The organism is Pseudomonas granadensis, from assembly GCF_900105485.1.
Classification (GTDB): domain Bacteria; phylum Pseudomonadota; class Gammaproteobacteria; order Pseudomonadales; family Pseudomonadaceae; genus Aquipseudomonas; species Aquipseudomonas granadensis.
In genome coordinates, this window is the sequence record NZ_LT629778.1 from 4,738,442 (window position 1) to 4,750,102 (window position 11,661).

An 11,661-nucleotide genomic window follows, 5' to 3' on the forward strand; every position below is an offset into this window, starting at 1 on the left:
TGCGGGCTCACGGCCATCACTGCACAAGCGCCGATTATGGGCCGCGCGACACAGTGAAGGAAGCCGCGCAGCCTGCGTTTAACCGCGCGTTTACGAAATTCCTACAACTTCGCCTGGCGTACCGCGCCGCTGCGCGATTTGGCCATCGCCGCCAGACGCACGGCGACGTTGGCCGCGCCGTAACCGGCATAGCCGTTCTTGCGCTGAATGATCTCGAAGAAGAAGCGCCCCTCGAACGGTTCGGTGTAAACGTGGAACAGTTCCCCGCCCTGTGCATCGCGGTCGTACAGCACGTTGAAATACGCCAGCTCGCTGAGAAACTCGTCATCGAAATCGAAACGCGCGGCGAGGTCGTCGTAATAGTTGAGCGGAATGTCCAGCAACGGCACGCCCGCCTCTTTAGCGCGGCTGACTTCGGCGAAGATGTCATCACAATCGAAGGCAATGTGATGCACGCCAGACCCACGATAGCTCGACAGCGCGTGGGAAATCGCGGTGTTTCGGTTCTCGGATATGTTCAGCGGCAAGCGGATCGAACTGTCGCGGCTGCGCAAGGCGCGGCTTTTCACCAGGCCGTACGGGTCAGGTAGCACGACTTCGTCATCGGCCTCGAAGTCCAGCAGGCTTTTATAGAACAGCACCCAGCTGTCGAGGCTGTCGGCGGGAAGCGCCATGGCCATGTGATCGATGCGCTTGAGACCGCTACGGGCCTGCGCGTCCGCGAGCAGATTGAAGTCGGTGCCGTAGACGTCCGCCTCTTCATCCACCAGATAAATCAGGCTGCCGTCCGGCGCACGGACCGCCGCCAGTTCCAGTTCGTTGGGGCCGACCAGTCCGCGATAAGGCTGACCTTTATAGGCCACGGCACGGGCCAGGGCGCTGGCGCTGTCCTTGACCCGTACCGCCGTGGCGCACAACGACGGGCCATGGGCTTCAAAGAAACTGTGCGCGAAGGAATACGGTTCGGAGTTGAGGATCAGGTTGATATCGCCCTGACGCAGCAGGCTGACACTCTTGGAACGATGCTGCCCGGCCTTGACGAAACCGAGGCGCTCCAGCCAATGGCTGAGCTTGGCGCCCAGCGCCTCGTCGACGGCGAACTCGAGAAATTCGATGCCGTTGTACTCGCTGGCCTTCGGCGTTTCGAACAGAATCTCGCGATTGGCCACCGGTTCGGCTTGTTGCTCGAGACGCTGGCGGGTTTTTTCTTCCAGATACAGCAGCGAGCGCAGACCATCGGCAGCATTGGCCCGCGGCGGTGCGGCGCGGAAGCCGTCATTGAAGATCTCCAGCGACAACGGCCCGCTGTAGCCGCTCTGGATGATCGGTGCGAGAAAGCCTGGCAGATCGAATTCGCCCTGCCCCGGGAAGCAGCGGAAATGCCGGCTCCACTCCAGCACATCCATCTGCAGAATGGGCGCGTCGGCCATTTGCACGAAGAAGATCTTGTCGCCGGGAATCTCGGCGATCGCAGCGGGATCGCCCTTGAGCGACAAGGTGTGGAAGCTGTCGAGCAGCACACCAAGGCTTGGGTGATCGGCCTGATGCACGATGTCCCAGACCTGTTGATAAGTGTTGACGTGGCGGCCCCATGCCAGCGCCTCGTAACCGATGCGCAAACCGCGTGAGCCGGCCCGTTCGGCCAGCAGGCGCAGGTCATCGACAAGGATCTGCCGATCACCGACGCTGTCGGCCGCAGCGTTGCTGCAGACCAGCACCAGGTCGGTGCCGAGCTCCTGCATCAGGTCGAACTTGCGCTCGGCGCGCTCCAGATTGCGCGCCAGCCGATCACGGCGGCAGCCTTCGAAATCGCGGAACGGCTGAAACAGCGTGATAGCGATACCCAAATCGGCACACATCTGTTTGATTTCCCGCGGGCTGCCGTCGTAATACAGCAGGTCGTTTTCGAAAATCTCCACGCCGTCGAACCCGGCGGCGGCGATGGCTTCGAGTTTTTCCGGCAGGGTGCCGCTCAAGGAAACGGTGGCAATGGAACGCTGCATGTTTGAACTCCCGCTGGAGACGGCGGCTGCGTGAGCCGCGCCGCTTTTATAGGATGAGCAAATTATTGGCTGCATCGTTTCCGGCAGCAATTTAAAGTGTACTACCCGGTTAGTTTTGCGTGCGATTATCGAACACAATGGCGGTTTGGCGAATTGACGATTTTTCGTCCACTGCCCAACATCGACCGCACATTGAGTCCGGATCTGAACCACCGGTCGCAGCGTGCAAGCAAAAGCACACCAAATAACAAATCCAAAAACGGGTGGAACACATGATTCCTTCACAGACTTCCCGCATGGCTCCGGCCATGAGCACTGCCACGGGTGGCATCGGCGACAAGATCCGCGGCGCCATGGCCGTCGGCAAGACCCGCTGGGGCATGCTGGCGCTGGTTTTTTTCGCCACCACCCTGAACTACATCGACCGCGCCGCCCTCGGCGTCATGCAGCCGATCCTCGCCAAGGAAATGAGCTGGACGGCGATGGATTACGCCAACATCAACTTCTGGTTTCAGGTCGGCTACGCGATCGGTTTCGTCCTGCAAGGTCGCTTGATCGACCGCGTTGGCGTCAAGCGCGTGTTCTTCTGCGCCGTGCTGCTGTGGAGCCTGGCCACCGGTGCCCACGGTCTGGCGACGTCGGCGGTCGGCTTCATGGTCTGCCGGTTCATCCTCGGCCTGACCGAAGCGGCGAACTACCCGGCCTGCGTGAAAACCACGCGCCTGTGGTTCCCGGCCGGCGAGCGCGCAGTCGCCACCGGCATCTTCAACGCCGGGACCAACGTCGGTGCGATGTTCACGCCGATGCTGCTGCCGCTGGTGCTGCACGTCTGGGGCTGGCAGGCGGCGTTCCTGTGCATGGCGGCACTGGGCGGAATCTGGCTGCTGTTCTGGGGTTTGAAGTATTTCAACCCGGAAGATCACCCGAGCGTGAAACAGTCGGAGCTGGACTACATCCAGCAAGAAGTCGAACCGGAACAGGCGCGCGTACCGTTCTCGAAAATCCTGCGGATGCGCGGCACCTGGGCCTTCGCCCTCGCCTACTCGCTGACCGCGCCGGTGTTCTGGTTCTATCTGTACTGGCTGCCGCCGTTTCTTAATCAGCAATACAACCTGGGCATCAACGTCACGCAGATGGGCATTCCGCTGATCATCATCTACGTCACGGCCGACTTCGGCAGTGTCGGCGGCGGCATTCTCTCGTCGTTCCTGATCGGTCGCGGGATGAACTCGATCAAGGCGCGGCTGCTGTCGATGTTGCTGTTCGCCTGCTGCATCATCGGCGTGGTCATGGCGGCCGGTTCGGCGAATCTGTGGGTAGCGGTGGCGGCGATCTCGCTGGCGATCGGTGCGCACCAGGCCTGGACTGCGAACATCTGGAGCCTGGTGATGGACTACACGCCCAAGCACATGATGAGCACGGTGTTCGGTTTCGGCGGCATGTGCGCGGCCATCGGCGGCATGTTCATGACCCAGATCGTCGGGCACATCCTCACCGTCACCAACAATAACTACACCGTGTTGTTCACCCTGATTCCGGCGATGTACTTTCTTGCGCTGACGTGGATGTACTTCATGGCACCGCGCAAGATTCCGACTGTTAGCGAATAATCCTGCCTGCCAACCATCCCCTGCAGGAGTGAGCCTGCTCGCGATAACGGTGTGTCAGTCGATGAAAATGTCGCCTGATCCGCCGCCATCGCGAGCAGGCTCACTCCTGCAGGGGGTTGCGTTTCTTCAGCGGCGGCTCTGCTGCCACGCCGCCGCCAGCCCGCTGCAACAGATCACCGCGATGCCGACCACCGTCAGCAAACTCGGCGTGTGACTGAACAGCAACCAGCCCAGCAACCCGGCAAACACGATCTGGCAATAACCGAACGGCGCCAGCAGCGCCGGCGCGGCATGGCGGAACGCCTGGGTCAGAAACAGGTGCGCGGTCATCCCGCAACTGCCCAGCGCCAGCATCAACGCGGCATGGGTCAGGGTCGGCACCTGCCAAAAGAACGGCACCAGCGCACTCATCACCAAGGTGTTGCACAACCCGGCGAAAAAGTTGCTGGTGGTCGGACTGTCGACTTCGGCGAGCTTGCGCGTCAGCAATTGATAGAAGCAGAAGAACAGCGCCGAACAGAACGGCAGCAGGATCGCCGGGGTGAACAATTCACCGCCGGGATGGACGATGATCAACACGCCGATAAAACCGCAGATCACCGCAATCCACTGCCCGCGCGTGACCCGCTCTTTGAGCAGCGGCACCGACAACGCCGTGACCAATACCGGTGCAAGAAAGTTGACGGCCGTGGCTTCCGCCAGCGGGATGTACAACAGCGCCGTGGTGAAAAACAGACTGGTGCCGAGCAGGCACAGCGCGCGCGCCAGTTGCCACAACGGCTTTTTGGTGCGCAGCACGCGCAACCCGGATTGCGGCAGGAAAATCCCTGCCATCAACAGGGTATGCACCACATAACGCGCCCACACCACCATCACGATCGGATAGAAACCGGAGAGGTATTTCGACAACGCGTCGTGGCTGGAAAACAGAAACGTCGCCACGACAATCAGCAGGATCCCCTTGAAGGGCTGGTTGACGCCGGAGAGCGGAGTGCTGACGGTCATTGGCAATCTCTGAGAACAATACAGTGGCGAACGGCTTCGGTAATCATAGCTGGCCGAGCTTTCAGCAAGCCGAACCGAACCAGAAAAATCCACGCCGGGAATCCGCCGTTGAACAAACGTGTGAGGCAAGATTCCAGCCATGTCGGCGGGCAGCGGCCCCGCCCCATCACAGACTGCTGTCTAAAGTGCCAGTTCACGCAAATGCCCGGAGAAATTCTGCTGTGGATTGAATTTGCGGACCTGCCGACCGTCAATAACAAGCCCACCCGACGCGGGCACTGGTGAATGGACGGACGACCGGACTGGCGCCACACTCACACAGCGGCAACACTCATCACCATCTGATTCATCACCGGCAAAAAAGAGGATTCCCACATGCTATGGAAAAAAGGCCGACGCAGTGACAACGTCGTCGATGCCCGGGGTGATGACTCAGGCGGTGGCGGCGGCATGCGTTTTGGCGGCGGCAAGGGCCTGAGCTTGGGGGCGATTCTGTTGATCGTCGGCATCGGTTGGATCACCGGCCAGGACCCGATGCAGATTCTCGGCCAGTTGACCGGGCAAATGGAGCAATCGGCGCCCACCTCGCAAACCCGTCAGGCACCGCCGGCCAATGACGAGCAAGCCGAATTCGTGCGCTCGATTCTCGGCGATACCGAAGACACCTGGGGCGCGATTTTCCAGCAGGCCGGGCGGCAATATAAAGACCCGACGCTGGTTCTGTTCAGCAATCGGGTCAATTCCGCCTGTGGCATGGCGACTTCGGCCAGCGGCCCCTTCTACTGCCCGGCCGACCAGAAGGTCTACCTGGACATGGCGTTCTTCCAGGAAATGTCGCAACGCTTCAAAGCCGCCGGCGACTTCGCCCAGGCCTACGTCATCGCGCACGAAGTCGGCCACCACGTGCAGACGCTGCTCGGCGTCTCGGCGAAAATGCAGACTGCCCGCCAGCAAGGTCGGCAAATGGAAGGCGACGGCGGCCTGTTGGTGCGGCAGGAACTGCAAGCCGACTGCCTCGCCGGTGTCTGGGCCTACAGCGCGCAGAAGCGCCTCAACTGGCTGGAACCCGGCGACATCGAGGAGGCCTTGAACGCGGCCAATGCAATCGGTGATGATCGCCTGCAACAACAGGGTCAGGGCCGTGTAGTGCCAGACTCGTTTACCCACGGCACGTCGGCGCAAAGGGTGCGCTGGTTCAAAACCGGATTCGCGCAAGGCCAGGTCGGCCAGTGCGACACCTTCGCGGCGAAAAACCTGTAAATGCATAAATGGCTTTTGGCGTTACTGATGCTTGGCAGCACCGCCCACGCTGCGGGTGTCGATGCGGTCAGCTCCGGTCGCTTGCAATTGAAGGCCGGGGAAATGGCGGTGGGCATCGGCCCGGCGCCAGAGAAAATCGAGCGCGTGGTGATCGTGATTCACGGCCGCTTGCGCAACGCCGAGACCTACCGCAAGAGCGCCGAAAGCGCCACTGAAATGGCCGGGCAAAGCAATCACACACTGGTAATCGCGCCGCAGTTTCTCAATGAGAGCGACGTCGCCCTGTATTCGCTGCCCGAGACATTACTACGCTGGCAGGGTAACGAGTGGATGGGCGGCGGCTTGTCGATCGGGCCGAATCCGTTGAGTTCTTACGCGGCCCTCGATGAGATCGTCGCGCGCGTCAGTGATCGCAAGCAGTTTCCCGACGTGAAGCAAGTGGTGATCTTCGGCCACTCCGGCGGCGCTCAGGTTGTGCAACGCTATGCCCTGCTCGCCAAGGATCAGCCAGCGCTGAAAACCAACGGTATCCGCTTGCGCTATGTTGTCGCCAATCCGTCCTCCTACGCCTATTTCAACGAGCAGCGGCCGGTGGCGTTCGATCACGCTGCCTGTCCGGGCTTCAATCGCTGGAAATACGGCCTGGCCGACATGCCGGTATACGCCGGCGGGCAAACGCCGTTGCAGGTGGAAAGCCGCTACGTCAAACGCGAGGTAATTTATCTGCTCGGCCAGCAGGACACCGACCCCGAGCACCCGGCGCTGGACAAGAGCTGCGCCGCCGAGGCGCAAGGCGCTTATCGGTTGATGCGTGGGAAACTGTATTTTGGGTATTTGCTGCGCCGGCACCCGGAAGGCGTCAATCAGCGGCTGATTGAAGTGCCTGGGGTCGGGCATAACGGCGATGAGATGCTGACCTCGGCGGAGGGGCAGAAGGCTTTGTTCGATCAGTGAGTTTTTTTTTGGATGTGCCGACGCTATCGCGAGCAGGCTCACTCCTACAGGGGGACGCATTTCAAATTGTAGGAGTGAGCCTGCTCGCGATGAGGCCATTACAAACAAAATAGTCCTTAAGCCTGAAGCATCCGCCGCAACTCCACACAATCGCGTGCATGCCAATCGGTCAATTCCGGCCACGGGTTATCCGGCAGATTCACCAGCACCGTCCGCGCGCCCGCCGCTCGTCCGCAATCGAGATCGAAGCGGTAGTCACCAACCATGACCATCTCGCTGGCCGGCACATCCCAGGCCTGCGCCAGTTTCAGCAAGCCACCGGGATGCGGTTTCGGCGGCGCTTCATCGCGCCCCAATACGTCCTCGACCTTGAAGCAGTCGGCCAGACCGATCGCGTCCAGCGTCACATGCGCCAGTTCCCGTGCGTTGCGGGTGAGGATGCCGAGGCGATCGCCGCGTGCGTGCAGCTCGCGCACCAGTTCCACCGCGCCAGTCGCCGGGGTCGAACCCAGCGCCAGATCCCGCTCATGGTCGAGCAGCCACGCATGTTTCGCCGCCGCTTCAGCGGCCGGCAGCGCGGCGAGGTGGGTGAGGATGTCGTCTTCGGGCGGGATCGCCAGCGCCACGCGAATCGCGGCGAAGTCGTGCACGGCCACCGTCAGGGTGCCGTCCATGTCGAACACCCAATGACGGACCTCGGCCAGGCTCATGCCCAATCCTGGCGATGGCGGATCAGGCCTTCCTGCGTCACCGAGGCAACCAGTTGCCCGGCACGGTTGTACACGCTGCCACGGGAAAAACCACGGGAATTGCCGGCCCATGGGCTGTCCATGGCGTAGAGCAACCAGTCGTCAGCGCGCAGATCGTTGTGGAACCACAGCGCGTGATCGAGGCTGGCGACCTGCATGTCTTTCTGCCAGACCGATTTGCCGTGCGGCAGCATCGAGGTGGTCAGCAGGCCGAAGTCCGAGGCGTAGGCCAGCAGGTATTTATGCAGTGCGGGAATGTCGGCCAGGGCACCATCGGCGCGGAACCAGACATATTTGATCGGATCGGCCGGTTGCGGGTTGTACGGGTCTTTTTCGGTGACCGGGCGCACTTCGATCGGTTTTGGGCAGAGCAGTTTTTCGCGCATGTGCTCGGGGATCAGGTGCGCGCGCTGCTGGGTCAGTTCCAGCTCCGAGGGCAGGTTCTCCGGGCCGACCACCACGGGCATCTGGCTCTGGTGCTCGAAGCCCTTTTCGTCGTACTGAAACGAAGCGCTGCAGGTGAAGATCGGGTGGCCCTTCTGGATCGCCGTAACGCGGCGGGTGCTGAAGCTGCCGCCATCGCGCACGCGATCCACCGAGTACACCACCGGCAACTTGGCGTCGCCCGGGCGCAGGAAATAACCGTGCATCGAGTGGACATGCCGCGCTTCTTCAACGGTCTGACTGGCCGCCGACAGTGACTGGCCGAGCACCTGACCACCGAACAACTGACGGAAACCCAGATCCTGGCTGCGACCACGGAAAAGGTTTTCTTCGATCGGTTCCAGGGTCAGCAAGTCGACCAGATCTTCCAACACTTGGCTCATTCAGACTCTCCTCACACAAAGCAGTGCCGCGCAGTCTTGGCTGCGGCGGCCGATTCAGATTCTGGCGCGGGCCAATGATTTGGCGGCCATTGTAAACGTCCGTGTCGGCTTATTCATGCAAGGTTTGCAACCATTGTTCGCGGCTGATGCGGTACAGCACATGCCGACGCAACGGATGATCGGCGGCAAGCCTGGGGTGATCGAAATCATCCTGCGGATCGTGGTGCATGCCGATGGCCTGCATGACCTTCTCCGAGGGCAGATTGCTTTGCGCGGTGAACGAGACGATTTCCTCCAGCTTCAGTTGGTCGAAACCGGCGCGCAACGCGGTCCACGCCGCTTCACTGGCATAACCCAGGCCCCAGTGTTCCTTGGCCAGGCGCCAGCCGATTTCCACGGCCGGGGTGAACGGCGCATCGAAGCCGACCACGCCGAGCCCGGTGAAACCGATGAATTCGCCGGTGTCCTTGCGCTCCAGCGCCCACAGGCCAAAGCCGTGCTCGGAAAAATGCCCGCGTATGCGCCCGATCACCGCCGCGCTTTCCAGCCGGGTCAAGGGTGCCGGAAAGTAGCGCATCACCTGCGGATCGGCACACATCGCCGCGAAGGCTGGCAAATCCTCGTCTTGCCACTGTCGCATCAGCAAGCGTGCGCTTTGCAGTTCCAGTATTGGCTCCATCGTCTTCTCCATATCCATGCCGCCAGTCTACATCGCTGGTAGGATCGTCAGCGCTGCGCCGAATTCCCGAATGACCCGCCGATACCAGACATCACCATGCCTTTGCCGCTGATCTACCACGAAGACTACAGCCCCGAGTTCCCGGCGGATCACCGCTTCCCGATGGACAAGTTCCGTCTGCTGCGCGATCACCTGGTCGACACGGGCCTGACCCGCGACGCTGATCTGCTGCGGCCGCAGATCTGCCCCAACGACATCCTCGCCCTCGCCCATGACCGCAGCTATATCGAACGCTACATGAGCGGCGAGTTGTCCCGCGAAGACCAACGGCGTCTCGGCCTGCCATGGAACGAGGCCCTGGCGCGGCGCACGGTACGCGCGGTCGGTGGTTCGATCCTGGCGGCGGAGAAAGCTTTGGAGCATGGCTTGGCCTGCCACCTCGCAGGCGGCACCCATCACGCGCATTACGATTATCCGGCGGGTTTCTGCATCTTCAATGACCTGGCGATCATCAGCCAGTACCTGCTCCAAAGCGGCCGGGTCAATCGCGTGCTTATCTTCGATTGCGACGTACATCAGGGCGACGGCACGGCGCGGATTCTTCACGACACACCGGAGGCGATTACCGTTTCCCTGCACTGCGAGAAGAATTTTCCCGCACGCAAGGCCGACAGTGATTGGGACATTCCGCTGCCCAAGGGCATGGGCGATGCCGACTATCTGCAGGTGGTCGATGACACGCTCAATTATCTGTTGCCGTTGTATCAACCGGATCTGGTGCTCTACGACGCCGGTGTCGATGTGCACAAGGACGATGCCCTCGGCTATCTGCAACTGACCGACGAAGGCGTGGCCGCCCGCGATGAAAGTGTGATGCGCCATTGTCTGGGCCGCGACATCCCCGTAGTCGGGGTGATCGGCGGCGGCTACAGCAAGGACCGCCACGCCCTCGCCCGCCGCCACGGCATCCTCCACCACAGCGCGCAACGGGTGTGGGATTCACACGGTTGTCACTGAAGTATGCCGCGTTACCCACAATCGCTGTGGAACTGCCTGTGGATAACCTGAGTGAAAGGGGTTGCAGGCCATATGGGGCAAGGCCCTCAGAGCGCTGATCATTTTTCAATCAGCTGCTGGGCAGAAGATCTGGTCAATGGAAATTCCGCCATCGCCAGCAGGCTGGCTCCCACACGGTATATGTGTCGTGCAAAAATCCTGTGGGAGCCAGCCTGCTGGCGATGGCGTCGGCCCATCCAACATTGAATTGCGCTGTTAGAATGCGCGCCTCATCCCGCCATACCGCAGCGCACCGCCCATGACCCAGAACTCCGCCCCCATTACTGCTCACGTCGCCATCATCGGCGGTGGCCCCGCCGGCCTGATGGCCGCCGAAGTGCTGAGCCAGGCCGGAATCCGCGTCGATCTGTACGACGGCATGCCCTCGGTAGGACGCAAGTTCCTGCTGGCCGGGGTCGGCGGCATGAACATCACCCACTCCGAACCTTACCCGGCCTTCCTCTCGCGCTACGCCGAACGCGCACCGCACATCGCCCCGCTGCTGCGCGGTTTCGACGCCGATGCGTTGTGTCAGTGGATTCATGCGCTGGGCATCGAAACCTTCATCGGCAGCTCCGGCCGCGTATTCCCCACCGACATGAAAGCCGCCCCGCTGCTGCGCGCCTGGCTCAAACGCCTGCGCGACAGCGGCGTGGTTATCCACACCCGCCACCGCTGGCTCGGCTGGGATGAGCATGGCGCCTTGCGCATCGACAGCCCGAACGGCGAAATCCGCGTCCGCCCCGACGCTACTTTGCTGGCCCTCGGCGGCGGCAGTTGGTCGCGCCTGGGCTCGGATGGCGCATGGATGCTGCCGCTGGAGCAGCGCGGCGTGGATCTGGCGCCGTTGCAGCCGAGTAACTGCGGCTTCGAGGTTCAGGCCTGGAGCGAATTGATGGTGAACAAATTCGCCGGTGCGCCGCTGAAAAACATCGCCATCGGCCTGAACGACGACATTCCGCGCTTGGGCGAATGCGTGATCACCGCGACCGGGATCGAAGGCAGCCTGATCTATGCCCTGTCGGCGCCAATCCGCGAGGCGATCAATCGTTATGGCGCAGCGGTCATCCACATCGACCTGCTGCCCGGCCGCCCTGTGGACAAATTGCACGCGGCCTTGAGCAAACCCCGCGGATCGCGCTCGATGGCCAAGCATCTGCACAGTCAGGTCGGGATTGATGGAGTGAAAGCGGCGCTGTTGCGTGAGTTGACCGATGCCGAGACGTTCGCCGACCCAGCGCTCCTGGCACGAGCGATCAAAGCACTGCCACTGACCCTGGTAAAAACCCGGCCGCTGGACGAAGCGATCAGCAGCGCCGGTGGAGTGACGTTCGAAGCGATGGATGAGCGTTTGATGCTCAAGGCGCTGCCGGGGGTGTTTTGTGCGGGGGAAATGCTTGACTGGGAAGCGCCGACCGGAGGGTATTTGCTGACCGGGTGTTTTGCCAGTGGACGGGCGGCTGGGTTGGGGATGCTGCAATGGCTTAAAAGCAGCGGCAAGCTTTGAGCTTCAAGCTG

The 11,661-nt window shown here is 61.6% G+C and carries 10 protein-coding genes; 5 read left to right on the top strand and 5 right to left on the bottom strand.

The window, feature by feature from the left end; genetic code table 11:
- Nucleotides 1–101 precede the first annotated feature (101 nt).
- Nucleotides 102–2,003, bottom strand: a complete 1,902-nt coding sequence (gene quiC / locus BLU52_RS21040; protein ID WP_090286522.1) for a 3-dehydroshikimate dehydratase QuiC — start codon at nt 2,001–2,003, stop codon at nt 102–104.
- Between the two features lie 272 nt (nt 2,004–2,275).
- On the opposite strand from quiC, the gene BLU52_RS21045 reads away from it, so the two are divergent.
- Nucleotides 2,276–3,613 (top strand): MFS transporter, encoded by a 1,338-nt coding sequence (locus BLU52_RS21045; protein WP_090286524.1) that lies wholly within the window; start codon nt 2,276–2,278, stop codon nt 3,611–3,613.
- A gap of 126 nt (nt 3,614–3,739) precedes the next feature.
- On the opposite strand, the gene BLU52_RS21050 is transcribed toward BLU52_RS21045, so the two are convergent.
- Complete coding sequence (locus tag BLU52_RS21050; protein ID WP_090286526.1) at nt 3,740–4,618, bottom strand: DMT family transporter; 879 nt, start codon at nt 4,616–4,618, stop codon at nt 3,740–3,742.
- A gap of 375 nt (nt 4,619–4,993) precedes the next feature.
- Between BLU52_RS21050 and ypfJ the strand changes: the two genes are divergently transcribed.
- Nucleotides 4,994–5,878: a KPN_02809 family neutral zinc metallopeptidase gene (ypfJ, locus tag BLU52_RS21055; protein ID WP_090286528.1), complete on the top strand. Its 885-nt coding sequence runs from the start codon at nt 4,994–4,996 to the stop codon at nt 5,876–5,878.
- Nucleotides 5,879–6,832: an alpha/beta hydrolase gene (locus BLU52_RS21060; protein ID WP_167359911.1), complete on the top strand. Its 954-nt coding sequence runs from the start codon at nt 5,879–5,881 to the stop codon at nt 6,830–6,832.
- A 116-nt stretch (nt 6,833–6,948) separates the two neighbouring features.
- Here BLU52_RS21060 and BLU52_RS21065 read toward each other — a convergent pair whose 3' ends face one another.
- From BLU52_RS21065 to BLU52_RS21075, 3 genes are all read right to left on the bottom strand, one after another.
- Nucleotides 6,949–7,542 carry an HAD family hydrolase gene (locus tag BLU52_RS21065; protein ID WP_090286530.1) on the bottom strand — a complete coding sequence of 198 codons (594 nt, stop codon included), beginning with the start codon at nt 7,540–7,542 and terminating at the stop codon, nt 6,949–6,951.
- The gene (gene tesB, locus BLU52_RS21070; RefSeq protein ID WP_090286532.1) at nt 7,539–8,408 is read right to left on the bottom strand and encodes an acyl-CoA thioesterase II; all 870 of its coding nucleotides are present in this window, start codon (nt 8,406–8,408) and stop codon (nt 7,539–7,541) included. The genes BLU52_RS21065 and tesB overlap by 4 nt, the downstream gene beginning before the upstream one ends.
- A 109-nt stretch (nt 8,409–8,517) precedes the next feature.
- Nucleotides 8,518–9,087, bottom strand: a complete 570-nt coding sequence (locus tag BLU52_RS21075; RefSeq protein WP_090286535.1) for a GNAT family N-acetyltransferase — start codon at nt 9,085–9,087, stop codon at nt 8,518–8,520.
- A 96-nt stretch (nt 9,088–9,183) separates the two neighbouring features.
- Between BLU52_RS21075 and BLU52_RS21080 the strand changes: the two genes are divergently transcribed.
- Nucleotides 9,184–10,104 carry a histone deacetylase family protein gene (locus BLU52_RS21080; protein ID WP_090286537.1) on the top strand — a complete coding sequence of 307 codons (921 nt, stop codon included), beginning with the start codon at nt 9,184–9,186 and terminating at the stop codon, nt 10,102–10,104.
- A gap of 298 nt (nt 10,105–10,402) precedes the next feature.
- Nucleotides 10,403–11,650 (top strand): TIGR03862 family flavoprotein, encoded by a 1,248-nt coding sequence (locus tag BLU52_RS21085; protein ID WP_090286539.1) that lies wholly within the window; start codon nt 10,403–10,405, stop codon nt 11,648–11,650.
- Nucleotides 11,651–11,661 lie beyond the last annotated feature (11 nt).

Excerpts from the sequence above, each read along its gene's own strand:
- BLU52_RS21085 (WP_090286539.1), top strand. The coding sequence starts at position 10,403 with ATGACCCAGAACTCCGCCCCCATTACTGCTCACGTCGCCATCATCGGC.
- ypfJ (WP_090286528.1), top strand. The coding sequence starts at position 4,994 with ATGCTATGGAAAAAAGGCCGACGCAGTGACAACGTCGTCGATGCCCGG.
- BLU52_RS21080 (WP_090286537.1), top strand. The coding sequence starts at position 9,184 with ATGCCTTTGCCGCTGATCTACCACGAAGACTACAGCCCCGAGTTCCCG.
- BLU52_RS21075 (WP_090286535.1), bottom strand. The coding sequence starts at position 9,087 with ATGGAGCCAATACTGGAACTGCAAAGCGCACGCTTGCTGATGCGACAG.
- BLU52_RS21050 (WP_090286526.1), bottom strand. The coding sequence starts at position 4,618 with ATGACCGTCAGCACTCCGCTCTCCGGCGTCAACCAGCCCTTCAAGGGG.
- BLU52_RS21065 (WP_090286530.1), bottom strand. The coding sequence starts at position 7,542 with ATGAGCCTGGCCGAGGTCCGTCATTGGGTGTTCGACATGGACGGCACC.
- BLU52_RS21060 (WP_167359911.1), top strand. The coding sequence starts at position 5,879 with ATGCATAAATGGCTTTTGGCGTTACTGATGCTTGGCAGCACCGCCCAC.
- tesB (WP_090286532.1), bottom strand. The coding sequence starts at position 8,408 with ATGAGCCAAGTGTTGGAAGATCTGGTCGACTTGCTGACCCTGGAACCG.
- BLU52_RS21045 (WP_090286524.1), top strand. The coding sequence starts at position 2,276 with ATGATTCCTTCACAGACTTCCCGCATGGCTCCGGCCATGAGCACTGCC.
- quiC (WP_090286522.1), bottom strand. The coding sequence starts at position 2,003 with ATGCAGCGTTCCATTGCCACCGTTTCCTTGAGCGGCACCCTGCCGGAA.